The organism is Microcoleus sp. POL10_C6, from assembly GCF_036701585.1.
Classification (GTDB): domain Bacteria; phylum Cyanobacteriota; class Cyanobacteriia; order Cyanobacteriales; family Microcoleaceae; genus Microcoleus.
This window is the reverse complement of sequence record NZ_JAUBRB010000036.1, coordinates 1-23,054: the sequence shown is the minus strand read 5'-3', so window position 1 is coordinate 23,054 and position 23,054 is coordinate 1. Positions and strand designations below refer to the sequence as shown.

At 46.3% G+C, this 23,054-nt stretch carries 21 protein-coding genes and 1 tRNA gene; 7 read left to right on the top strand and 15 right to left on the bottom strand.

The genetic code is table 11. The features are described 5' to 3' along the window. Positions 1-46 precede the first annotated feature (46 nt). From QUA34_RS19525 to ald, 5 genes are all read right to left on the bottom strand, one after another. Positions 47-388 carry a DUF760 domain-containing protein gene (locus QUA34_RS19525; RefSeq protein ID WP_172187001.1) on the bottom strand — a complete coding sequence of 114 codons (342 nt, stop codon included), beginning with the start codon at positions 386-388 and terminating at the stop codon, positions 47-49. Positions 389-609: 221 nt separating this feature from the next. Then, complete coding sequence (locus tag QUA34_RS19520; protein ID WP_333324067.1) at positions 610-1,569, bottom strand: RNA polymerase sigma factor, RpoD/SigA family; 960 nt, start codon at positions 1,567-1,569, stop codon at positions 610-612. Positions 1,570-2,169: 600 nt separating this feature from the next. Continuing rightward, positions 2,170-2,967 (bottom strand): RNA methyltransferase, encoded by a 798-nt coding sequence (locus tag QUA34_RS19515; RefSeq protein WP_333324065.1) that lies wholly within the window; start codon positions 2,965-2,967, stop codon positions 2,170-2,172. 73 nt (positions 2,968-3,040) lie between these two features. Further along, a tRNA-Leu gene (locus QUA34_RS19510) sits at positions 3,041-3,122 on the bottom strand. Between the two features lie 264 nt (positions 3,123-3,386). Further along, on the bottom strand, positions 3,387-4,475 hold the full coding sequence (ald, locus tag QUA34_RS19505) for an alanine dehydrogenase (protein ID WP_333324063.1): 1,089 nt from the start codon (positions 4,473-4,475) through the stop codon (positions 3,387-3,389). Between the two features lie 312 nt (positions 4,476-4,787). Here ald and QUA34_RS19500 point away from each other — a divergent pair, with 312 nt between their 5' ends. From QUA34_RS19500 to QUA34_RS19490, 3 genes are all read left to right on the top strand, one after another. Then, positions 4,788-6,326 carry a DEAD/DEAH box helicase family protein gene (locus QUA34_RS19500; protein WP_333388949.1) on the top strand — a complete coding sequence of 513 codons (1,539 nt, stop codon included), beginning with the start codon at positions 4,788-4,790 and terminating at the stop codon, positions 6,324-6,326. A gap of 99 nt (positions 6,327-6,425) precedes the next feature. Next, the gene (locus tag QUA34_RS19495; protein ID WP_333388948.1) at positions 6,426-7,640 is read left to right on the top strand and encodes a DUF790 family protein; all 1,215 of its coding nucleotides are present in this window, start codon (positions 6,426-6,428) and stop codon (positions 7,638-7,640) included. A gap of 183 nt (positions 7,641-7,823) precedes the next feature. Next, positions 7,824-8,543 (top strand): DUF2786 domain-containing protein, encoded by a 720-nt coding sequence (locus QUA34_RS19490; RefSeq protein ID WP_333388947.1) that lies wholly within the window; start codon positions 7,824-7,826, stop codon positions 8,541-8,543. A gap of 69 nt (positions 8,544-8,612) precedes the next feature. Here the strand turns inward: QUA34_RS19490 and QUA34_RS19485 are convergent, their stop codons facing one another. Beyond that, entirely contained in the window at positions 8,613-9,884 is a 1,272-nt protein-coding gene (locus tag QUA34_RS19485; protein WP_333388946.1) for a hypothetical protein, read from the bottom strand. An 84-nt stretch (positions 9,885-9,968) separates the two neighbouring features. Here QUA34_RS19485 and QUA34_RS19480 point away from each other — a divergent pair, with 84 nt between their 5' ends. Further along, entirely contained in the window at positions 9,969-12,569 is a 2,601-nt protein-coding gene (locus tag QUA34_RS19480; protein ID WP_333388945.1) for a dynamin family protein, read from the top strand. A gap of 163 nt (positions 12,570-12,732) precedes the next feature. On the opposite strand, the gene QUA34_RS19475 is transcribed toward QUA34_RS19480, so the two are convergent. The 8 genes from QUA34_RS19475 to QUA34_RS19440 form a co-directional block, all read right to left on the bottom strand. After that, on the bottom strand, positions 12,733-13,293 hold the full coding sequence (locus QUA34_RS19475) for a Uma2 family endonuclease (RefSeq protein ID WP_333388944.1): 561 nt from the start codon (positions 13,291-13,293) through the stop codon (positions 12,733-12,735). Positions 13,294-13,473: 180 nt separating this feature from the next. Further along, a complete protein-coding gene (aroF, locus tag QUA34_RS19470; protein WP_333388943.1) occupies positions 13,474-14,535 on the bottom strand; it encodes a 3-deoxy-7-phosphoheptulonate synthase in 1,062 nt (353 codons plus the stop codon). Positions 14,536-14,754: 219 nt separating this feature from the next. Continuing rightward, positions 14,755-15,228 carry a PAM68 family protein gene (locus QUA34_RS19465; protein WP_333388942.1) on the bottom strand — a complete coding sequence of 158 codons (474 nt, stop codon included), beginning with the start codon at positions 15,226-15,228 and terminating at the stop codon, positions 14,755-14,757. Between the two features lie 95 nt (positions 15,229-15,323). Then, entirely contained in the window at positions 15,324-15,593 is a 270-nt protein-coding gene (gene rpsO / locus QUA34_RS19460; protein ID WP_333205659.1) for a 30S ribosomal protein S15, read from the bottom strand. Positions 15,594-15,843: 250 nt separating this feature from the next. Next, positions 15,844-16,467 carry a Holliday junction branch migration protein RuvA gene (ruvA, locus tag QUA34_RS19455; protein WP_015174486.1) on the bottom strand — a complete coding sequence of 208 codons (624 nt, stop codon included), beginning with the start codon at positions 16,465-16,467 and terminating at the stop codon, positions 15,844-15,846. Positions 16,468-16,488: 21 nt separating this feature from the next. Continuing rightward, a complete protein-coding gene (locus QUA34_RS19450; RefSeq protein ID WP_333324041.1) occupies positions 16,489-16,851 on the bottom strand; it encodes a type II toxin-antitoxin system RelE/ParE family toxin in 363 nt (120 codons plus the stop codon). Beyond that, entirely contained in the window at positions 16,841-17,095 is a 255-nt protein-coding gene (locus QUA34_RS19445; protein WP_333324039.1) for a type II toxin-antitoxin system RelN family antitoxin, read from the bottom strand. Before QUA34_RS19445 ends, QUA34_RS19450 begins: the two co-directional genes overlap by 11 nt. 66 nt (positions 17,096-17,161) lie before the next feature. Then, positions 17,162-19,810 (bottom strand): AAA-like domain-containing protein, encoded by a 2,649-nt coding sequence (locus tag QUA34_RS19440; protein ID WP_333324208.1) that lies wholly within the window; start codon positions 19,808-19,810, stop codon positions 17,162-17,164. 1,056 nt (positions 19,811-20,866) lie between these two features. On the opposite strand from QUA34_RS19440, the gene QUA34_RS19435 reads away from it, so the two are divergent. Next, positions 20,867-21,076: a hypothetical protein gene (locus QUA34_RS19435; protein ID WP_333324037.1), complete on the top strand. Its 210-nt coding sequence runs from the start codon at positions 20,867-20,869 to the stop codon at positions 21,074-21,076. 272 nt (positions 21,077-21,348) lie between these two features. Beyond that, positions 21,349-21,921, top strand: a complete 573-nt coding sequence (locus QUA34_RS19430; protein WP_333175374.1) for a hypothetical protein — start codon at positions 21,349-21,351, stop codon at positions 21,919-21,921. Between the two features lie 40 nt (positions 21,922-21,961). On the opposite strand, the gene QUA34_RS19425 is transcribed toward QUA34_RS19430, so the two are convergent. Further along, on the bottom strand, positions 21,962-22,159 hold the full coding sequence (locus QUA34_RS19425; protein ID WP_333083152.1) for a hypothetical protein: 198 nt from the start codon (positions 22,157-22,159) through the stop codon (positions 21,962-21,964). Here QUA34_RS19425 and QUA34_RS19420 point away from each other — a divergent pair. Beyond that, complete coding sequence (locus tag QUA34_RS19420) at positions 22,158-22,874, top strand: GUN4 N-terminal ARM-like repeat domain-containing protein (protein WP_333324034.1); 717 nt, start codon at positions 22,158-22,160, stop codon at positions 22,872-22,874. The two genes, QUA34_RS19425 and QUA34_RS19420, sit on opposite strands and share 2 nt — an antisense overlap. The last annotated feature ends 180 nt before the right edge of the window (positions 22,875-23,054 follow it).

Genomic DNA, 23,054 nt, shown 5'->3' with positions numbered 1-23,054 from the left:
GCGAGGGGGGGCTTGACACTTGGATCACTTAAATGTTAAGAATCTACTAATCGTCCGAGCCATGTCTCTCACTGGCTTGTATGGACTTTTCAAAAGTCATTCGCTGTTCGGCATTTTTCAGAAAATAACCGCTAATCATAGCCGAGGCGAGCAATCTACCCAAATGTTCGCGACTGGTAGTCACTGTCACCCCGAAGTGTTCCGAAGGCAAATTCCCCAATAGTCCAACAATATTTCGCTCCATTACTTGAAACACTTCGTGAGAAGTCGGCTTAGACAACTGAGAAACTGTGTCGGGAGCCATTGACTGCACGTATTGCCATAATAAGTTGGCATTTTCTCCGTCTTCTTCAAAGAATTCTGGGGATTTATTAGATGAGTTGCTCACGAGTACCTCCGTTTCAGAAACAGCTTGTTATGTTAGACGCGGGCGGTTAAATTAAATAACCCTTATCTGATGGCTGCTGATCTTTATTACTAAGTAATTACTAATGTAGCAGGACAGTCATAGCAACCAAGTGGGCACAACCGAATTAAAAGCGGCGGTTTTTACGATTTTAGATTGGGGATTGCAAGTGGGGGGAACCCGATCGCCAATCCCCAATCTAGCTAGCTGGCTAGATAATCGTTGATATCTTGCTTGCGCTTGCGGAGTTTGGTCAAAGCTTCCCGTTCTATTTGCCGCACTCGTTCCCGACTGATGTTGAGACGATCGCCTATTTTTGCCAAAGTTAAGGTTTGCCCGTCTTCTAAACCGAACCGCAAGGCGAGCACTTCTCGCTGTTGCTGAGTCAGTTCCGCCATCAGGTTATCTAAGTCAGTCCGCAGGGAAGATTGCAGGGCAAAATCTTCCGGGGTAGTACCCGTATCTTCCAACAAATCGCCCAACTCTGTATCTTGATTGTCTCCCACGCGCAAGTCCAGGGAAAGTGGCAGGCGCGCGCGATCGAGATATTCGCGAATCTGTTTGGGAGTCAATTCTAACTCGGATGCCAATTCCGCAGCCGTGGCCGCGCGACCAAGCTGCTGAGCAAGTTGGCGCTGAGCTTTTTTAATTTTGTTGAGCTTTTCGGTAATGTGGATCGGCAAGCGGATGGTGCGGCCTTTTTCGGCGATGGCCCGAGTAATTGCCTGACGAATCCACCAATAAGCATAAGTAGAAAATCTGTAGCCCTTAGTGGGGTCAAATTTTTCTACTCCCCGCTGCATCCCGATCGTGCCTTCCTGAATTAGATCCAGTAAATCTACGTTGCGCTTGATATATTTCTTGGCAACAGACACTACCAGGCGGAGATTGGCTTCCACCATTTGGCGCTTTGCCCTTTCCCCGTTTTCGATCGTCCGCTGCAACTGTGCCTCAGACAGCCCAACTGCCTGTGCCCATTCAGCCGCCGTCGGGTCGCGGCCTAACTCTTCGGCTAAAATATTTTTCTCCTGATGCAGTGCGGTTGAGCGCTGTACCTGTTTCCCATAGAGTATTTCTTGCTCATGGGTCAACAAGGGAACGCGGCCGATTTCCCGCAAGTAAGCGCGAACAGAATCTGTATCTGAGGACTTAAGAGTTTTCATGAGCTTTTCCCGCTGAGGATCTGTGCCTCTAAAGGTTTGCGGTAGTCGCAAACCCCTAGCTTTAGCTGGGAAGGAAAGCGGGCGGGGACTTGCGCTTTCCTTCCATTTAAAGAGGCTTAATTTTATGGTAGCTAGCTACTACTCCCAGTCAGCACCGTCTCAGGTTAGGTTTTGGTTGGGGCGTGCACAATACTACGTTATGTTAAGAATCTTAACATTTGTGAGAGCAATTGGCTACACTTCTTCATATTTATTTCATGCCAGCCTGAACAGTTGATACGAGAGTACCCGCTTTCCTGGCTTTACAGTTTGCATCAATATAAACAAAAGCCGCCACACCTCAGAGGGGGAGATTGGTAGAGGGGCAGGGCTGTTTCATTATCTTGTAGGGGCAGCCCCCCGTGGCTGCCCTGAATATGAAGTTACAGATATTGATGAACCCGCCCCAACAGATAATGACTCATAACTAATGACTAATAACTAATGACCGAAAGCATCCAGGATACAAGCCCCCGGATTCATCCGTCCAGAAATAAAAAACCTGTATCCGATAAACTTGCCCCCGAATTTATCCGTGGGATCAATGCTTCAATCTAAAATCTAAAATCTAAAATCTAAAATCGATTGACTTCTTTGCCGTTGAGCTTCGTACAAGATGAGGGCTGCGGCGATCGACACATTTAAAGATTCTACGCCACGACTCAGGGGAATTTGGATTTGTCGATCGGCCAAACTCCTCAATTCTTCCGACAAACCAGAGCCTTCGTTGCCCAAAACTATCAGAGTCGGCACTCGCAAATCTACTTCCCAATAACTTAAACTGGCCCCGGCGACAGTTGCTAAAATTTGCATTCCTCGATTTTTATACGCGGAGACTTCGGCGGTTAAATCTGGACTGACTGCCATTGGCAGCTTAAACCAAGCTCCTGCCGAGGCGCGCAGCACTTTGGGATGGTCTAAATCGGCGCTGTCTGCGCTCAGCAGCAAACCGTCGGCATTAGCAGCCGCAGCCGTGCGGACGATCGCCCCCAAGTTGCCGGGATCTTGGATGGTTTCTAAGGCTATTCCTAAAGTTGACAATTTTGCGGGTTCTGTTGCGGTGCGGGGTGCGGTGGCGACAATGCCGTCGGGTTGGACTGTAGTGGCGATCGACTCTAACACTTTTGCACTTACTAATTCTGTGCGATCGGCTAAATTACCAACTTGCTCCCAAAGTTTCCCGTGATCCTCCAGCCATTCGGGAGTGCAGCAAACCGTTGCTAGCGGGTATTTTGCCGCGCAAGCTTCTTCGAGCAAGTGCGTCCCTTCGAGTAAAAATAATTGTTGTTCCCTGCGTCCCTTCGAGCTGTGCAGCTTGCGGATTTCTTTAACTAGGGGGTTTTGAATACTTGTCAGCATTGTTTAATTCAGCAGAGCGAATGGGGTTATTGCCTTTACCGGGTTAACCCCAAACTTCCTTCTGCCTTTGGAATGCGGAACCCGGGACTTGAACCCGGAAGGCTTGCACCACATGAACCTGAATCATGCGCGTCTACCAATTCCGCCAGTTCCGCATCGGTCACGAATTACTACTCTGCCATACCTCCGCGAATCTGTCAAGTGTTTTGGGGAATTTATTTTTTTTCGGGGCTGCTAGTAATATTTGGCACAAATTACTGTTCGGGTTGAGAAATGCCTTAGTTTCGAGGATTTACTGTTAGCCAAACATCGCAAAACGCTGTGTAGTTGAGTACGGTGCATCAGATCGTGTCCGGTTATTAATAATCCACAAGCTTTGATCTGACGCACCCTACGGGATTTGCTGAAAAAATGGGAATCTAATCAGCCAAATCGGGGAAAACATCGCGCACGGCCGGATGCACCAAGCGGTGATTCTGCACGTTCAATCCCTTCGCCAAACTCGGATTCATTTCCAAAGCTTTAACCCCGTTATTTGCCAACTGCAAAACATAAGGCAAAGTGCTGTTATTCAAAGCTTGAGTCGCAGTCCAAGGAACGGCACCGGGCATATTGGGCACGCCATAATGCACAACTCCTTCCTCAACATAAGTAGGATTTGTGTGAGAAGTTACCCGCAAAGTTTCCACGCAGCCACCTTGGTCAACGGCTACGTCAACTATCACAGAACCGGGGTGCATCTTCGCAACAAATTCGCGAGAAACCAGCACCGGAGCTTTTTTACCTAAGACCAAAACCGCACCGATTAACAAATCAGCATCGGGAACAACTGCTTCAATTTGCAAAGGACTGCTGTAGAGGTATTCTACTCGGGAACCGAACAGAGTTTCCAAGTAGGCTAGGCGATCGACATTTACGTCTAAAATCTGCACTCTGGCGCCCATTCCTACAGCAATTCGCGCTGCTTCTGTGCCAACGATGCCGCCGCCCAAAATCACTACTTTACCCGGTCTTACCCCTGGTACGCCACCCAAAAGTATGCCCCGGCCACCTTGCTGCCGTTCCAGAAACCGAGCTCCGAACTGCACGGCCAAACGCCCTGCAATAATGCTCATCGGCGTCAGCAGTGGCAATTTTCTGTCCGGGAGTTCGACGGTTTCGTAGGCGATGGCCTGGACTCCGCTGCTGATTAAATGCTCGGTTAATGTGCGATCGGCCGCCAAGTGCAAATATGTAAACAGCAACTGCTCTTTTTGCATCAGCGGATACTCAGCAGGCAGCGGTTCTTTAACTTTAACAATTAGTTCGCGCTTCCAGACATCGGAAGCCTTTAAGACAATCTTAGCCCCTGCTTGAACGTAGTCCTCGTCCGCGAAACCGGCCCCAGCACCAGCATTCGTTTCGACGAAAACTGTGTGGCCTTTGTCCGAACAAGCCCGGACACTTGTGGGGCTAAGCCCGACTCGAAACTCTAAATCCTTGATTTCCTTGGGGACGCCTATTTCCATCTATAACCTCTAATCTCAGGCATACGTAGATCGAATCTAACCTAAAAACCATCCCCAGCGGGACAATACTCTTGTAGATTTTAGATTTGGCAATCCGGCAATCCGGCTAGGAGAATATTTGTTGAATTTTTATCCAGTGCGATCGCAATTTCCTCAATTTAGACTTGAATTACATAATTTTTTGATTGATAGATCGACCGCAGATGTAGGGCTGATTAACACAGAGTAACGCAGATAATTTCAAGAAGAGTCAATATATTTGATCTGTCACTTATAATTTAACAGGCATAACTCGCCCCCCTATCTAAACAAATGCCACGCACACCTACCTTAACATTCGATCGCGGAACTCTATTGCTGCACCCGCCGCCCAAAGGCAGAGACTGGGTGGACTTTGCGACATGGGACGATCGCGTGGAAAAATACCGCATTCGAGCAATTCACTACCGCCCGCTGGTAGAATGCCTCCAAGCCGAGTGCATTCACTTCACCGACGAAGCGAGGGGATACGAACTACTCGAACTCGTACCCAGCGTGGAAATGCAGCCTTACCCACATCAAGAACAGGCCCTCGCAGCTTGGCAGGAAGCAGGAAGCCAAGGAGTAGTCGTCCTCCCCACCGCTTCCGGCAAAACTTATCTGGCACAATTAGCCATGCAAGTCACTGGTCGCAGTACATTAATTGTAGTACCAACTCTCGATTTAATGCACCAGTGGTATGCTAATTTAAAGGCAGCTTTTCCCGACATCGAAATCGGATTATTGGGCGGAGGTTCGCGGGACAAAACGCCAATTTTAGTGGCAACCTACGACAGTGCAAGTATTCATGCAGAAACTTTGGGCAATAAATATGGTTTGCTGGTTTTTGACGAATGCCACCATTTGCCAACGGACTTTTATCGAGTAATTTCCGAATATGCGATCGCGCCTTTTCGACTCGGACTGACAGCTACACCCGATCGCACCGACGGCCGCCACAGCGATTTGCATTTCCTAATCGGCCCCACAGTATTTAGCAAAAGACCAGAAGATTTGGCAGGCGATGCTTTAGCCGACCATAAAATAGTTCAAATTATGGTAAAACTGTCAACAGAAGAAACCGAGCGCTACGCCGAATTAATCAACATTCGCAACGACTTCTTAAAACAGTCTAACATCAGAATATCCAGCCTCGAAGGTTGGAAACAGTTTATCATGGCAAGCGCGCGATCGCCCCTGGGACGGCGCGCCATGCTAGCCCACCGCCAAGCCAAAGAAATCGCCCTTTGTACCGAAGGCAAACTGCGAATCTTAGCCCAAATACTAGCAGAACACTCTCCCCAGCGCACCCTAATTTTCACCGGAGACAACGCCACAGTTTACCGAATTTCCCAAGAATTTCTCATCCCCACAATTACCCACCAAACCCCAGTCAAAGAACGCCACGAAATCCTCGATCGCTTTCGCAGCGGCGAATACAAAACCCTCGTCGCCTCCCACGTCCTCAACGAAGGAGTGGACGTTCCCGACGCCAGAATTGCTATCATCTTGTCAGGAACCGGCAGCGAACGCGAATACATTCAGCGATTGGGTCGAGTTCTCCGCAAAAGCAGCGATGTAAATAAGTTAGCAATTCTCTACGAAGTCGTCACCGAAGACACCAGCGAAGAAAGAACTTCTCAACGGCGCCGAGGAGGAATGCAGCCTCACAAACCCCAACCACAAACACAAATAGAACCGCCAAAGCCAGAATATCAGAAATTAGAAACTGTCAAACCGACACCGATTTACGGAGTCAAGCGAGAGACAACCAAAAAAGCAGCAGAATCACCCGCAAAATGGGGAGAAGACAATGATGAAATTCCCTGGTAGCAAGCCTAAACTATTTCTGAACACTCTCTTTCTTTCTCTTTCTTCCCTTCGCGTTCTTCCCCTCTTCGCGGTTCGTAAAAAATAAAAAACTATTAACAAATGTTACCCACTGATTTATTAAGTCACCGCCAAAACGGAGAATCAATTATTCCTCTCCGCCTCAAGATAGATGCTAAAAACTTAGAAGCAGCTACAGAAATGATCAACTGCTTCCAAGAGTCGATCGGCAAAACCCAAGGCGAACTCGACGGACGCTTGCTAGAATTAGAAGGCGACAGCCCGGATTATCGGCTGAAACGGGGATTAGCGCACCTCCTCAAAGGCGGTTTCTGCACCTTAGAAGTCATTAGTCCCCTAGAACCCTCAGAGTTGAGACAGCGGGTTTTTGCCTTGTCCGCGCGATCGACTCCCAGCCCTCAATCCACCCAATTAACTTTGGAAAAAATAGCATCTGAACTCAGCCAAGAGTTAAACAGAGAAGTTTTTCCTCACGAAATCACTACAGGTTTATACGCGGATTTAAACGAAAACAAAATTCTCACTGAGTTCAATGCACCAACTCCCGAAAACTTGCTTCACAAATACAATCTTTCTCAAGTTCAAGGCATATTTTACCGAGCAAGTCAAGTCCAATTAACCGCCCACCGCAACGATCCAGGAGAATACAAACTCTTATTTCGCTATCTGAAACTATTTCAATTAATGACTTACATCGAAGGCGATGCAGACCACGGTTTTACACTGACAATAGACGGCCCTACAAGCTTATTCAAACCCAGCACCCGCTACGGCTTAGCCCTGGCGAAAATGCTGCCCGCGCTGCTGCACGTCACTAAATGGAGTATGCACTCGACACTGCACACAAAAGATCCTTTTAGCGGCGTTTTAAAAATAGGTAAATTTACCCTAAATTCCGACTGCGGTTTAGTCAGCCACTATCCCCCTGGCAAGCCTTATGATAGTATGTTAGAAGCCGCATTTGCTGAAAGATGGAATTCCACAAAAACCGAGTGGCAACTAGAGCGAGAAGTTGATTTAATTCCGATTCCTGGTAGTGTGATGATTCCCGACTTTCGGTTAGTGCATCCCGACGGGCGAGTGTTTTTATTAGAAATAGTTGGCTATTGGCGGCCGGAGTATTTGCAAAAGAAATTTGCACAAGTACAGAAGTCTGAATGCGATCACTTGATTTTAGCTATTTCCGAACGCCTGAATTTAGAAAAAGCCGGGGTGAATGTAAATGATGTGCCAGCAAAAGTAGTTTGGTTTAAAGATAAATTGTTGCCCAAATCAGTCCTGGAAGTCCTCGAATAGCAACCAATCCGCGCATCAGGGGCAAACTTCTTTCTTTCTTTCTATCTCTCTCTGCGCCCTCTGCGCCCTCTGCGGTTCAAAAAAATCCTCCTCAAAAAACATCGCACATTGCACGCTATACTAAAATGGGAATTCACCCAAATCCTTGCCACCGCGTAGTCTCACCCTAGAACCGATTGAAAAATGGCAGACACAAGTATTGTCGAAAGAATCAAAAAGCTGTTAGCCCTAGCCACCTCATCCAATGAAAACGAATCGACAGCAGCAGCCGAAAAAGCTTCCCTTTTACTGGCACAGTACAATCTCAGCCTCGCGGATTTAGGGCCAAATCACCAAGAAGAGATTGACGAAAACTCAGTAGAAACAACATCGAAATTTGTCACTTGGAAAATGATGCTGCTTTCGGGAATTGCCGACGCTAACGGTTGCACTGCTATGCGAAATACTTATAATGGCAGTATGTTTTTGGTGGGAACTTCTACAAACCTGATTGTTTGCAAACATCTGTACGAGTATTTGAGTTCTGCGATTGAAAAAAGGGCTAAATACCGCAAAGGAAATGGTAGGGGGTTGGCGTATCTGAATGCTTTTCGGGTTGGATGCGCGACGAGGTTGAGACAAAGATTGTTGGAACAAAAACAGGAGATGGAAGAGTCCGGGATTCCGGGTTCGGGGGATGTGGCGGCGACTCCAGGGATTGTAGTTCGATCGATGTTTGAGAAAAATCAACGGGCGATCGCGGATTATCTAGAGGGCCGAGGGGTTAAAATTAGAACGAGAACAGATTCTCAAGTCAGCAGTGAGGCGGGTTTTAATTCGGGGTATGAAGTGGGCGACAAAATTAGTTTGCACAAGCAAGTGCAGCCGCAAGGGGATCTGAAACAACTTAATGAATGTCTTTGAGTTCTGGATAGTAATTGATGGATAATCAAAACAGGGGTAAACTTAAAGCAAATTACAAATTAGGTCGGATTATTCCGATTCTTGCGATTTATCTCGGACTTTGAAATAGTAAAAAAGATTAGCAACAGCCAAATTCGAGGCTTTTTCCAAGTTCGACGATACTAAACTTTTATGACCCGCTATTTCCCCTTGCTCAATGATATAATCTTCGTACTCTTGACGCTGCTGCGGATCGAGCATTAATTCCAGTTGAGTGCAAAGCGCATAAAAATGAGACTTCGGCCTCAAATTTTCATAAAATAACTGTTCATCCGGTATCGCCAAAGCTGTTTTGGCTGAATTTTTATCCCCCATAACAGCTAAGTCTGATTTACTAAAATCAGCACTCTCTAACTGCTTTAACTCACTTTCTGGCAAAGCTTTAGTCCATTCAATCTGATTAAGCCAAATGTCTAAGGCAGCTAAATCGTGATTGTGAATTCGCGTGATTTCAGGAAACAGAAAATCTAGTTCGTCATCAGAGTCACAAGCATCAATTATTCTTAAGCCATCTTGACGGATTTGTTGTTGAAGCTGAGAAAGCCGATCGCCTGCAGCACCAAATTCATTTTGCACCTGATACGTGCCGATAATACTTTGCTCGATTGCCCAACTGCACTCTAACCGACGCAACTGTCCCGCCGCACAAGTTTCTTCTAATAAATGCGGATTTGTGTAGTCTGCTAAAGCTTTAAACAACATCCCCCGCGCTTCAACAATTTCAGCGTTGCGGCCGTTGATATCTTGCACTTGCAAAGCCGATCGCATTCGTTGAATTGCTTGATTAAATAACCCGTAAGCCCGCACTAAAACTAAACGGTGGCTGTTAAATTTTATATCTGCAACGACTTCGGCAATTAATTTCTTAATTTCCGCGCTTTCGCCTTTTACAAGTTCTTGTAAATCGATGAATCCTTTTTCTACTTTAACGTCCAGCCTCTCTACCGCTTTTTTTAGTTTCAATGTCTGGTGCAAATTCACCGCTGATAAGGCTACCCCGGCGAAAGTTCCCACACCAATGACGGCTGTTGTCGCTTGCAGCACCCCCAAAGTGGCTTGGACGCCTTGAAAGCCCATGTGCATTTGCTGCATCTGTAAGCCGCCCATGACAAACTGCATGGGAGACACTAAGGGCGATAGTGGGTTGTTGTTGAGGGCTGCGCCAACGGCATGGGCTACGAACTCTCCTGTCGCTGCATCTCTCGCCATGCCGATCGGCACTCCAGCCGATGTAAACACTTGTACGTACTTGCCAGCCTCGATCGCAGCCTGTACCGCTGCGGGAAATACAAAGTTCATCATCAATTTTTACCCTGGTAGCAAACCACAGAATAACTAATATATTATGATAGTTTAAATAAAAAAAATTATCACTAGGCCCTGCAAATGGACACTTCGCTAATTAGTCCGCAAACGGTTGAGCTTTTTTCGCTGCTGACTGGGCAAAAACTACGAAAAGAGGATATTACTCCGCCTCTGCTTTTTCTGGCGGGGCTAGTGACGGTATTGTTGGGAGTCATTCATGCCGACGGTACGGTAAGTGCTGAGGAAAAGCAGCGATTGCGGACAACTTTTACGGAACTTATCCCCGCTAACAACAGTTTGCGCCCATTGGTAATGCCGATGGTTAAGAGCGTGCAAGACCGGCAAGTTTACAATAAAGTGACGGTGTTGTTGGCGCTGACTGCGTGTTTTTCTGAGGAGGAAAAACTACTGCTGATTAGTTTTGGGTATCAAATGTCGGCGGCAGATGGGACAATAGATGAACGAGAAAAACAATATTTGCAAAACATTGCCAACAGACTCGGAATCGCTGGGCGATTTTTGACTGTTTTGGAAGCGAGTTTTAGCAGTCAAACAATAAGCGATACAGCAGCTTTAGCAGAAGTTCACTCGTTACTCGATCCAGCACAATTTCAAGCTCTCGATTCTATGTTTGTCCGTGCTGCTAGTCACATTATCCAACATTTGCCGGCCAAACCGAAACAGCAAAAAAATCACAAAAGTTCAGTCTCGTCCTATCAGGAGTTGAAAAATTTTCAGGAGTATCGGCAACAACTGGATGCTGTTTGTGGAAAACTAGGTTTAACCCTGCGAGATGGAAGCGATCGCAACGTGCTCTCTCCTAATTTACCAGAAGAAGTAACAAAAATATCTCGTAAATTAGAATCTCAGCGGTTTCGCGTTGCTGTTGTCGGCGAGTTTAGTAAAGGAAAATCTACTTTACTCAATGCTTTGCTGGGGGAGGAAATTCAACCGGTGCGGGATATTCCCTGTAGCGGTACGGTGACAGTTTTGACATACGGCCTACAGCAGCGCGTTATCTGCAAATACACAGACGGACGAGAAGAGGAGATTTCACCTGAGCAATATAAAGATAAAGCATCGATTTCTGAGGAAGCGGCTTTAGGTTCTTTTGGGGAGGAAATTGTCAATTCAGAAATCAAAGAAATCATTTTCGAGCATCCGAATCTCGAATTGTGTACCAATGGTGTAGAAATTATTGATACTCCCGGATTGAACGAACAAGCGGAACGCACGTTAGTTACGGAACAGGTTCTCAAAACAACTGATGCGGTGATTTTTTTGACTCACGCTCAGAATCTTTTGACAGAAAAAGAGCGGGAACTTCTTTTGTATTTGAAACAAAAGTTGAATCCCGATCGAGATGATGAAGCTGCAAGAAATATTTTTATTTTAGTTAATTTTGCCGATTTGCTGCGTCGGGAAGGAAGCCGCAAGCAGGCAAGAGAAAGGGTAGAAACGTTTGTTAAAAAACAAAATTTGATTGTGGGTGAAAACCGGATTCATTTGATTTCTGCTCAATCTGCACTTGAGGCTATTTTGGATGGGACGGAAAATGAGTATGTGAAATCTTTTCAGGATTTTACCAAATCTCTGGAACAGTTTTTGACAGTTGAACGGGGGGCGATCGCACTTCAGCAATCAGCAGCCGGAATTAAGCAAATTATTAATACTGGCTGCGATGAATTGAGTCAATATAGGGAAATCTTAGAAGGAAATTTGACAGTTTCTAAAGGAGATAAGGCGAATATTTTTGAACAAATGGCGGAAGCAAGCGGCCGCGATGTTAAGATTAGACTTTTAGCTAATGAACTGAGGGAGGAATCTGTAGGAGAAGCTATTGAATCTTGGAATGAATGGGTCGAAGGATTGGGACAACGCCTGATTGCAAAAAGCGACGGCTGGACTTCGGAGCATTCGCATATGTGGAGTCAAAACGAGCTGACGAAAGATTATTCCGACCAATTTGTGCGAGATATCACCCAAGAAATAGAAGATTGGGCTACTCAAAAAGTACAGTCTATTTTACAAGAGAATACGGGAGCTTTAAATAGTCAAATAAATGAAGACATTGATGCGATTCGGCAGGAGTTTCAAAAGTTCGATAAGCAACTGAGTAGTAACCTTGTCAGTCAATTTAATAATTTGGCGATGGCAGGTAATTTGGGCGAGATTGGTACAACTGGAAGCGGGATTGCTGAATCAATTGACGATATTGGCGACGGCGGATTATTCATGGGCGGTTTGGGAATTGGTGCTGTCGCGGCTGCTGTGTTAATCGCTCTTCCACTTGGTATCATTCCAGTAATTTTAGGGACAATACTTGCGGGTGCTGGTGGAGGTTTGGGCTGGAGCTTTTTAGATGGCGATGCCGTTAAAGCTCAAATAAAGGAAAAAGTTTGTGAGTTAGGGATTGACAAGTTCAACGAATCTTCACAGTCTATTCTTGATAAGATACACGAAAGAATTATTGCAGTCTTTGAAGAAAGAGTTGAAGCCAGTAGCGGTGCGATGTCAAAAGCGATATCGCTGTGGGAGAATTTATTAGAACAGCAGGAAAAGCACGATCGCCAAAATCAAGCAGAATGCGAGGCCCAAAAAGTTTGGCTGGCTGACAAACGTCGGGAACTTGAACAAGTACAGAATCAAATTGAAACAATCTTAAATCAAAGTGCTCGCTAATTCAATGACGAGAGGGTAAGCGCAAAAAAACCATAGTACCTTGTAAATACTATGGTTTTGTCGCATTGCGTGACAGTCAATAGTCCCACCGCCGCGAGTTAAAGTTTTCCCGTTGTCATGCACCCTACGACTGATATCTTGCACAGAGTACGATCGCCCTCAATCAATCAATCAATTCCGCTTCTTCAAAAATCTGTCTAGTCGTCAACTCCAAACCAGGCAGCAACTCATCCACAATCGGTGTATTATCCGTATAAACTTGACTAGAACCATCGGTCAAAAAACTTTTAATTAAAATAGCCTCTGGATCAATCACCCAAACTCGCGGAACGCCCGCCGCCAAATAATCTTTCGCCTTCTCTTCAAATTCCTTCATACTTTGATCCGGCGATATAATCTCAATCACCAGTTCAGTACTTGCAGGACAAGCTTCATTTCGCCGCCAACTTTTCGGCAGACGTTCATAAGAAATGTACGTTAAATCGGGAACAGGTACCCAATCTTTATCCTGACGTTTTAACAAAATTGCCCATTCTGGAAGCACTCGCCCGCGTCCTTTACACCATACACGAATCAGGTCACACAAAGCTCCCTGTAAACTGGAATGAAAAAATTTTGGAGACACTTTAGGAACTGCTTCACCATCTACAAACTCACAATATACATCTCCGTCGGGCAAAGCTAGAAATTCTGCTAAAGTGAGTTTGGTTTCGATGCCTACCATGACTCCCAGCCCTCTCGCTAATTAACTCAAATATCAATTATACAAAATTTCCCAACATTCCTAGAAGTACGATCGCCCCTGGGCCTCTATTCCAAAAACCGAATAACAAAATCCCCGACTTCTTTAAGAAGTCGGGGATTTAACAGCGATCGCATTTTAGGTTAGGCGTTTCGCCTGTTTTTATACCAAAGCTGGCACGGGTTGCGGCCAACGGTTCATGACTTTACCAATCACCGCCAATTCTTCCATCAACTTGTCGAACTGATCCGGTGTTAAAGATTGCGGCCCGTCAGACAAAGCTTTTTTCGGATTCGGGTGCACTTCAATCATCAGCGAATCAGTACCAGAGGCGATCGAAGCAAACGCCATCGACGGTACAAACTGCGCCCAACCGGTGCCGTGACTGGGGTCAACCATAATCGGTAAGTGAGTCAGAGTCCGCAATACTGGTACTGCCGACAAATCTAGCGTATTCCGCGTATATTGCCTGTCATACCCGCGAATTCCGCGCTCGCACAAAATCACGTTCGGATTGCCAGAAGCCATGATATACTCAGCAGCCATCAACCATTCTTCAATGGTGGCCGAGATGCCGCGCTTCAGCAAAACAGGTTTGTCTTGAGCTCCGACTTTCTTCAACAGTGAGAAATTCTGCATATTTCTCGCCCCGACTTGGATTACGTCGGCTACTTCTACGATCGCACTTAAGTCGGCCGCATCCATAACTTCTGTGATAATTCCCAAACCGCTAGCTTCCCGGGCCGCAGCTAGCAATCCCAAAGCACTCTCGCCGTGGCCTTGGAAAGCGTAGGGGGAAGTTCTCGGTTTGTACGCGCCACCACGGAGAAAATGAGCTCCAGCAGCTTTGACGCGCATTGCCGTTTCGACAATCATTTCTTCGTTTTCGACCGAGCAAGGGCCTGCTACGATCGCGATCGGGTGATGCAAGCCGATCGTTACAGTTCCTAAAGGAGTAGCAACCGCTACTTCGCTGGGTTCTCCTTGGCGATATTCGAGAGAAGCACGTTTGTAGGGTTTTTCCACGCGCAGCACTTCTTCAATCCAGGTGCTCATTTCGCGCAGTTGCATCGGTTCGAGCTCAACGGTGTCGCCCACCAAACCCATGACGGTTTTGTAACGGCCGACGATTTTTTCTGGGATCAAACCCCAGTTAGTGCGGAGCTCTTCGTCGATGCGATCGATCTCGGCTTCTGGAGTGCCGGCTTTCATTACAATAATCATATTTTTTTTGCCTTTTCTGTTGGGCTAAACTACGGATGATGACTCTGATGCACTGAGAAAAATAGATGCAATGGCGATCGAGAATCTATTTATATCAGTATTATTAGCATTGTTCTGGGTGGGTTCTTATTCCCTCCCCAAATACAAACTCTAGATGGTTAACAGCTTAGTTTTTAGCTAATGACTAATAACTAATAACTAATGACTAATGACTAATGACTAACTTTTTGGCTTGGCGGCGCGCCACGCTTCTCGCATCCGTCCAAAATTGGTATTAAATTCTTCCCACCCCAGAGTGCTTCCTGAAATTTCTTCATCCCAGGAAGCCGAGAGGACTCCGTAGCTTAATCCCAGAACGCCTAGACCAAAACAGCCCATGCTTACCAGCAATACTGCTGTGTTGGGCAAATCAAACAAGCCTTTGCTGACTATCAAATAGCTGACAAAAAATGTGGAAATTCCCAGGATGGTCGGTATGCCGCAGAAAACCGCTATGCGAGATATCATGCGTTGGCTGACTACTTCTGGGATGGATTGCGCCTGTTTTCCGGTTTTGTTAGCTTTGGGCTGCTTGTCGGCAGAATCCGACTCTAAGGCTACGCTTGCTTCGGGTTCTGGGGGCTTTTTAGGCGTTTTTTTACGATTCGTTGCCGGTTCAAAGGGCAAGCGCTTGCGGGGTGGTTCGGAGGACATATTTTATCTCTAACCTGAAATCTCGAACATTTTTCAATAAGTCTTGGTGTTTGTCCAAGATTAAAGAATATTGTCGCAAATTTTGGCTTGGGTGTTTAGCCGCGAATGCCTAGGCGGGCAATCAATGCTTTGTAGCGATCGACATTTTGCTTTTGGATGTATGCCAGCAGGCGCTTGCGGCGGCTGATCATCATCATCAAACCGCGCCGGGAGGCGAAGTCTTTTTGGTTGATTTTCAGGTGGGCGCTGAGTTTGGTGATGCGATCGGTCAGCATGGCGACTTGGAGATCTGCTGAGCCGGTATCGGTTTCATGGGTTTGGAAGTCGCCCATGATTTCTTGTTTGCGCTGTTGTGTAAGAGCCATGAATTGATTTTAGTTTTTTTTGTACGATTGTCACAATCTCCAATGTTATCACAGGGGAAGCATAATAACGATAAAATTTTTGCTACGGATGGGTTTGTTTTTTGAGCAGAATAGACTTGAATTGTAAACATACTTAGGACGGGCGGGACGCCCATCCCACAGGAAAAAAAATTGTGGGATGGGCGTCCCGCCCGTCCTGGGTTTTTATTCCCGGCGGCTAGATATTGTAGGGGATTATCATTGTAGGCGATTATCGGCTCAAATAGGCGATCGCCTCACGTATCCAATCATCGGCATTTCCTTTGGCGGACAAAGTGCTGTCTTGACTGAGGGTTTGCAGCGCTTGCAAAACTTCAGCCGCAGTGTATCCCATCGCCAGCAGGATCATCTCGACTTCTTCTTGAATAGCTGGGGGGACTCCGGCGGCGACTGAAGTTGTCAAACCTGCTTGCTGTCGCCATTCGGAGAGTTTGCTTTTGAGTTCCAGGGCGAGACGTTCTGCGGTTTTTGTACCCACGCCCGGTGTTTTGGCGAGGATGCGGGTGTTACCGCCGACGATCGCCTGGACTAAATCTTGCAATCCTAAAGTATCGAGAAGTGCGATCGCCAGTTGAGCACCAACACCGCTGACACTCGTCAACTGCCGAAACAAATCGCGTTCTGCCGCGCTGCCAAAACCGTACAATACGATTTGGTCTTCCTTAACTTGCTGGTGGGTAAAAATTTGGGCGACTTCGCCGGATGCCGGCAATTGACCGGTCACGCGGGGCAAAATTTGGATTTCATAGCCGATTTGATTGACTTCGAGAGTCAATATGACGCGGTTGCTGCCTTTGGCGATATCGGCGACTGTGCCTTTGAGATAGCTAATCATAAAATTAATAATAATACACCGCTATTCGTTTTCATCAAACTCGGCGATGATGTTGCGGATTTCGTTGAGACTAATATCTGTTCGATCTGATTTTGAGTAAATGGTTAACAACAGTACGCTGACGGGCGATTCGACTTGATAAATCATGGGATACCCTGCACTTTTTCCTTTTTGGATGTTGCTGTTTTTCACCCGGACTTTTAAGATGATATAATCTTCGCCCATTCCGGGAATGCGATCGCCAATAAAATTGCCAGCCTGTATTTGTTCAATTACTGGCTGAGTATCTAGCCGGATTTGGCGATATTTTTTGGATAATTCACGCAAATTTCGCTTATACTCAGGCGTTAAATCGATTTGAACGAGCTCGGATTCATTCGACATCGATGCCCTCCCACATTTGAGAAAGAGGTATTCGCTGTCCGGTTTTAGCTTCCTGCAACGCTCTTCTGAGACTAGCTTTTACTTCTTCAACTGGAGTATCGTCGGGGTCTTCTTCAGCTTCATCTTTAGGTTCGGGAAGAAGGACGATAATTCGCACGGGGCCCGGAGTGTCTAGTGTTAAAGGTCGATCGAGAATTAATTGACCTTTTTCGTCGATCGTTCCTGTGACTTCAAAGGCTTTCATTTCTTTGTCCTGGATTTTTTTTAATTAATACTATTATATAACCCTGTCCGAGCGATTTTGTTATTCTCAAGCCAAAATAAGCTGCTGTTTAACCAAAGACAAATCCGTCTTACCAAAATTAACAACCAAAGCCACATTAAAATTTTCCAAGGATTTGACAAACCACATAATTTCATTAGAAGCTTTACCTTCATAGTGATTAAACAAAATAGAAAATCGGTTTTCCAACTCTGGTTTAACTTTGCCCGAAAGTAGAACGAGTTTGAGCAGTAAACCCATTGTCCGGCTGGCGCCGAGGTTGTACACCAAGTCGTAAAAAACGTAGTGGCTGAGATGTTGGGAATTTTCAACTACTAAGAAGTTGAACAACTGGTGGCAAGTCCGAACTAACAATGAATTATTGAATTTCACCGAGTCATTTTCTCGCAATGTATTTTTGATTTGCTTGTACAAACGGTCATTAAATTGACGCCCGCCGTACTCTGGTTCTACGGACGATATTAAATATTCATATAAATCCACTTTAAATGAGGCGTAAGATGGAGTTTTTCGGGAATCTCTCAGGAAAAATTGAGCCGCTTCTTTGTAGCTGCGATCGCCTGCTACTTTTCCCGCAAATTCCCTGACCGCTAAGTGCAGTTCTGCATCATTCAAAAGTGTGGGATTAGCCGCTCGCTGCACAATTCCTATTTCTGTATTTCTCGGCTCAACCATATAATTTAAATATTGAGACAAATGTGTTTCAAATTGTCGCTGTCTTTGAAATGCCAGTTTTTGAATGGTTTGTTGGTCTTCCTCAATGCTGCCCTTGCTCAGCAGAGAATACCCGTACAAATAAGGATACCGACATATCAATTCGCCCAAAGGATAATCTGTATCTTGTGTCTGCGGTTCCGCCTCTCTATCTAAGGCTTTTACTAAGCGCTCTAGGGTCTGGAATTCTTCACTTTTAGTAAAGAAAGCTATTTGTTCTTGCAAGCGCTTGACTATGTAAAATTCCGTCCCGAATCTGGGAGAACTCTGCTTAAATAAAGCTACCAACTTGGCGATCGCGAACTGGTTGTGTGATTGCAATTGCCAGCGGTTGATCGGGATGTAGCAGCAGCGGTGGAGGATATATTTAAAGTGCTGATCCAATCGCTTGACGGAGACTATACTGTACAAAGTTGCTTCAATCTCTCGATCGGGATAGCCCATGCCGTCGATAAATAGCTTTCGGAACCGCTCGATCACCTGTGCGGGGGATTCTGTTTCCACGCAGGAGACGATGTGATCGTACAATCTCTGTTCGTTGCTGCCTGTTGGAACACTATCTGAGGGCGGGGTGAGGATGCGGCTGTCTGCATCTGTGTCTACGCTGCTGTCTGCAACTTGTGCGACAACCACTTTCGGTTTTTCCTCAAAAGTTCGATCGGGATTCAAGAACCAATAGTGTTCTTGGCTTAATTGTTTGTTAGCCGCCCAATCCAAAGCTGACTGCAAACTTTCCCCTGTCAATAACAGCGATTCATCTTCGCGGTCTGAAGCTAGCCATGCTGCTAGCGCGGAGCGGTAAGGGGCCAATTTTCCCAGCTCTTTTTCTACCCAGAATCGATTAAAAACTGACTGATAAATTAGGTTGGAAACTATTAATTTACCGTGAGATTTAACAACCAGTCCTGACAGTTGCAATTCGATTTTTTCGGGAGAGTAATCTGCTGGTACTCCCTGCGATTCCCCGGATTTTGTTGCCTGGGGCGGTTGCAAAGCTTGCTGGTACAGCGTTAACAGCCGCGTGAGGTCGCAGTGGCTATGGAAAATGCGATCGCGTATTGCTGTCAAATGTTGGGGTTCGTCTTCTTCTTCCCAATTTTTAATAATTCTGTGTTTGACCAGTTTTTCAACTTGCTTAGCTTCGGAATTTCTGCCAATAAAAGGCCCGTATTCAAGTACCAAGTGGCAAAGTTTTTGAGTTAGAAACGGTTGACCGCCCGTCCAAGCTAATATTTCTTGGAGCACTTTTTGGGGGCGAAAAGCTTTCAGGGCTAATCCTTTTGCTAGCGGCAAACTTTCGTGCAGTTGGAATCGACTTAAATGAATCTGCCGTCCAATATTAAAAGGGTTACATCTGGGATCTCGGATCAATTCTGAGGGGGCTGCTACTCCCATAACAGCAAAAGTCAGGCGATCGTATTCCGGTTGCTCTGCCCGCTTGGAGTAACAAGCCCGGATCAAAGCAAAAAAATCGCTGGTACTGAAATTTAGGCTGCTGATGCTGTCAATGTCATCGATGAAAATTACCAGATTTTGCTGAAGTGACTTGAGCAAAACTTTTTCGATAAATATCTCCAATCGCTGCACCGGCGATAGCAGTTCGCGATCGTTCCACCACTTGATGGCATCAAACCTGTTTGTGATGTGTAAACTGCTGGCCATGCGGTACATGATGCCGCCATACCACTTTTGGGGGGAGATATCTGGGCTGCTGATGCTTCTCAAGTTGATGGCGGCAAAAACTGTACCTTCGGCTTGCAACCTTTTGGCCGTTTGCACTAGCAGGCTGGACTTTCCCATTTGTGGCGAACTCAACACGTAGCAGAAGTCTCCGGCTTTGAGTCCTTCGTAGAGCTCGCTGTCTGCCGATCGCCTGACATAGGTGGGCGCAGCGGCAGGCAAATATCCTCCGACTTGATATTGGTACGTTGAGTTGACTTCTGCTGTAATCTGGGAATTCATCAAGATTTTACACCCCTATGCTGTGCGATCGAAAGGTTACAAATTGCAATTATGGCCCGCTTATAGCATTTTAGATTTTAGATTTTAGATTGGGGAATGACTTATTCAATCAGGGTTTGGAGTTTGCCTGTTGCATTTGCATGGTTTTTTTTGAATTTGCCTTACTATGGTGGAAAATTTTTCTTCCTCTTTCTCTATTGTCTACTAGCTCAGCTTTCTTCTCGTCAATCTTTACCGTATCTTTGCAAGCGTTCACCGCAAATCTTACGATCTGCCCAATCGTAGCGCGCCACTTGATTTTTTACACTCGTTCACATAATTAGATAAATTTTCAGTCGATCGGATTGAGAACGCTCAAACGCCGTTTTTTTCACTTTTTTTTACAATAATACTTTAAAATTCACCCGGTGGTATGATGTGGGCAGGGAAACTCCTAACCACAGCGCCGTCAACCTTCTGCCTTTAGCTCCGCCTGCCGGATGCCGGAGGAAAAGACTGAGCAATGGCTGCCAATAAAAAACCCCAGCGTTTGGCTGAGGACTGCTTGAGTGGGAGATATCGTTAATCTGCGTTTTTTTAGTTGACTTAGATTGCATGGAATTCCATGCTGCTGACTTTCCCCGGGCTTTCGCGTTTGGGGATTCCTCAGAACAAACTTTTCAGGATGCATCCACAAAAAGTTTAATTCTTAAAGGCTTTGTCAGTACCAGGCTAACCACTCGCTCAACTATAAAAGTTAAGTCGGTGGCTAATTGTAGAAGATGCGCCCTGATGGCTTAACTACCCGATGGATTAGCACCCTGATGGCATAACTCCCTGATGGATCGACGCCCTGATGGCTTTCGCTCCACTACCCAAAAAATTCGGGTTGATGGATGATCGTGGACATTAGTAACACGTCACTTCCGGCGGTTCCGATCACAAGCGGGTGTGCCTGTCTGAATTGATTATGGCAGGCAGATTTATCAGAAGACAAGTGGGCTATTGCATCAACCCATTTCTGACAGATCGGGTTAGCCAAAAAGTGTCAATCTACGGAAATCAGGGTCATCGAACATGAAAAACAGCATCTTAGTATTAGGGGTAATTGCCTCGGCTGGCTTCGGCTTTTTCCAGGCAGGCAGCACCAGCGCTTTAGCGATCGCCCCACAACATTCATCAGCCAGCCGTTTGACGGCTTGGGAGAGTCGTCCCGACTTTAACTACACTGGAACGAATGAGGATGGGGAGCAAGAAGAGGTAAAAACGCGTAAAGGCAGGAAATAATTGGCGCTATTGTGTGGTTCGCTCTGATGCGGTTGTGGTTGTAGTTGTGGTGCTTGTTGTCCCAACCGCCTCTGATCGAGGCGGTTAAAACTCGATCCCAAGATCAGTCTACCTAATCCCAGGGGTGGGGATCAGTTTCAGAGAACGGTGGATGGGAAAATAAATAGGTAAGGCGAGTCTGTCGGTGGAGTTTCCCCGCCTATCAACTTCCTTACCTTCTGATGTTCGGGATTTGGATCTGGCACAATCGTATTTCATCTCGTAAAAACCCAATGGAAAATACTCTCGAAACTACCCGCAGACAGCGCGTATTGACAAGAACCCAGGAACGGCGTCAGGCAACACCCAAAGAAAAACAGTTAATTCATCTGCTAGCCAATATGGCTTGCAGTTTGATTAAATACGACTACAAACACGCAGCGGGCAAGGGCACCCTCCCGCCTTCGGAAAGCAAGCGTTTAGCGGAATGGCACTACCTGCGAGTTCAGCAAATTCGCCGGATCGAACGCTCATTGGAGCCTGTAGCGACCCTTAAGCGCGTTTACTACAAGAGCATCCTCAGTCCGAGAGATCTGAAGTCTTTGAAACTTCTGTGGCTGGAGGAGGACAAAAACCGTGTCAAACGGGTCGATCCTGAGTTGGACGACATCCTTAGCGAAGCTTTGGATCGGGGAGATACTTTAAAACAGCTATTTCACTCGATCGAAGTCAAAGAACGCACCTTTTCTGAAACTCCTCGCCCCGGCGCCGTCCCGCTGTGGGTCAAAGAGTGGGAAGACTCGGAATATGATATAAACTTTTTTCCGCCTTCGTTCTCTGCATGGGTTTCGATCGTGGACGACTAGGTTCAAGAAAAACTCTTTGACATGGCATCGATTGTAAAGTTCAGATGGTAGACTTATTTGCAATTGCTGCCATTGGCGAAAAGTGTACGGGCGATCGATCGGCTAAACTAGGCAGCGTGGCGCGCAGGCATCCGAGTACAGAGAAGTGAATCCGAGTCAGTACCATTGTACAATGGGGGAAAACCAGGGCTTCAGCTAATAGCTGATAGCTGATAGCTGATAGCTGATAGTTTCTCATGACTGACTCGATTTCTACTTCTCCTCTAGACTCGGCGGCCGATACAGCCGAACTCCGCTCTCAGTTGAGGTCTGGTTCGGAAAAAGCTCAACTGCAACTGCTGCAACAACAAATAGCAGATTCCGGTTGGGATGTATTGATGGAATTTTTATTAGAGCGCAAGTCAGAGGCACCGACTGCGGTAATGGGTAAGGCTTACCAAATTCTTTACAGTGCTAATTCTCCGAGAGCGACGGAGTTTTTGCAAGCGAATTTTCCGACTGGGGTTGTGCCGCTGCGATCGGACTCTAACATTGATTACACTCCGCTGCAACAATTATTGGCGTTACAGGAATTTCAAGAAGCCGATCGCTTGACTTTAGACAAGCTTTGTGAATTGGCGGGTGATACAGCTTCCGTGAGAAAGTGGCTGTATTTTACGCAAGTTGAGAGTTTGCCCGTGGCGGATTTGCAAACAATTAATACGCTGTGGAAAGTTCATTCCGAAGGCAAATTTGGCTTTTCGGTGCAGCGGGAAATTTGGCTCGGTTCGGGGAAGAATTGGGATAAGTTGTGGCCGCTAATTGGCTGGAAGAAAGGGAATAATTGGACGCGGTATCCGCAAGAGTTTATTTGGGATTTGAGCGCGCCGAGGGGTCATTTGCCGCTGTCGAATCAGTTGCGGGGAGTGCAGCCTTTTGCAGCTTTGATGGCTCATCCTGCCTGGTTGAAGTGAATCGTTGTGGGGCTTTTGGAGAATGCGGGCCGGGCTGGATGTTCGGCCCGACATTTGTTGGTGAGGGGGTGTGGGATCTGACGGTAACAACCGCGTCAGAACATAGATAGGGCTTGCTGAATATATCGAGCGCATATTACGTGGGCTGGGTTAAGAGAGCGTGCGATCGAGAGTAAAGTG

What these genes read in the sequence shown, in the direction of transcription:
- QUA34_RS19520 (WP_333324067.1), bottom strand. Translation starts at nt 1,569, where the DNA reads ATGAAAACTCTTAAGTCCTCAGATACAGATTCTGTTCGCGCTTACTTG.
- QUA34_RS19515 (WP_333324065.1), bottom strand. Translation starts at nt 2,967, where the DNA reads ATGCTGACAAGTATTCAAAACCCCCTAGTTAAAGAAATCCGCAAGCTG.
- ald (WP_333324063.1), bottom strand. Translation starts at nt 4,475, where the DNA reads ATGGAAATAGGCGTCCCCAAGGAAATCAAGGATTTAGAGTTTCGAGTC.
- QUA34_RS19500 (WP_333388949.1), top strand. Translation starts at nt 4,788, where the DNA reads ATGCCACGCACACCTACCTTAACATTCGATCGCGGAACTCTATTGCTG.
- QUA34_RS19495 (WP_333388948.1), top strand. Translation starts at nt 6,426, where the DNA reads ATGTTACCCACTGATTTATTAAGTCACCGCCAAAACGGAGAATCAATT.
- QUA34_RS19490 (WP_333388947.1), top strand. Translation starts at nt 7,824, where the DNA reads ATGGCAGACACAAGTATTGTCGAAAGAATCAAAAAGCTGTTAGCCCTA.
- QUA34_RS19485 (WP_333388946.1), bottom strand. Translation starts at nt 9,884, where the DNA reads ATGATGAACTTTGTATTTCCCGCAGCGGTACAGGCTGCGATCGAGGCT.
- QUA34_RS19480 (WP_333388945.1), top strand. Translation starts at nt 9,969, where the DNA reads ATGGACACTTCGCTAATTAGTCCGCAAACGGTTGAGCTTTTTTCGCTG.
- QUA34_RS19475 (WP_333388944.1), bottom strand. Translation starts at nt 13,293, where the DNA reads ATGGTAGGCATCGAAACCAAACTCACTTTAGCAGAATTTCTAGCTTTG.
- aroF (WP_333388943.1), bottom strand. Translation starts at nt 14,535, where the DNA reads ATGATTATTGTAATGAAAGCCGGCACTCCAGAAGCCGAGATCGATCGC.
- QUA34_RS19465 (WP_333388942.1), bottom strand. Translation starts at nt 15,228, where the DNA reads ATGTCCTCCGAACCACCCCGCAAGCGCTTGCCCTTTGAACCGGCAACG.
- rpsO (WP_333205659.1), bottom strand. Translation starts at nt 15,593, where the DNA reads ATGGCTCTTACACAACAGCGCAAACAAGAAATCATGGGCGACTTCCAA.
- ruvA (WP_015174486.1), bottom strand. Translation starts at nt 16,467, where the DNA reads ATGATTAGCTATCTCAAAGGCACAGTCGCCGATATCGCCAAAGGCAGC.
- QUA34_RS19450 (WP_333324041.1), bottom strand. Translation starts at nt 16,851, where the DNA reads ATGTCGAATGAATCCGAGCTCGTTCAAATCGATTTAACGCCTGAGTAT.
- QUA34_RS19445 (WP_333324039.1), bottom strand. Translation starts at nt 17,095, where the DNA reads ATGAAAGCCTTTGAAGTCACAGGAACGATCGACGAAAAAGGTCAATTA.
- QUA34_RS19440 (WP_333324208.1), bottom strand. Translation starts at nt 19,810, where the DNA reads ATGAATTCCCAGATTACAGCAGAAGTCAACTCAACGTACCAATATCAA.
- QUA34_RS19435 (WP_333324037.1), top strand. Translation starts at nt 20,867, where the DNA reads ATGAAAAACAGCATCTTAGTATTAGGGGTAATTGCCTCGGCTGGCTTC.
- QUA34_RS19430 (WP_333175374.1), top strand. Translation starts at nt 21,349, where the DNA reads ATGGAAAATACTCTCGAAACTACCCGCAGACAGCGCGTATTGACAAGA.
- QUA34_RS19420 (WP_333324034.1), top strand. Translation starts at nt 22,158, where the DNA reads ATGACTGACTCGATTTCTACTTCTCCTCTAGACTCGGCGGCCGATACA.
- QUA34_RS19425 (WP_333083152.1), bottom strand. Translation starts at nt 22,159, where the DNA reads ATGAGAAACTATCAGCTATCAGCTATCAGCTATCAGCTATTAGCTGAA.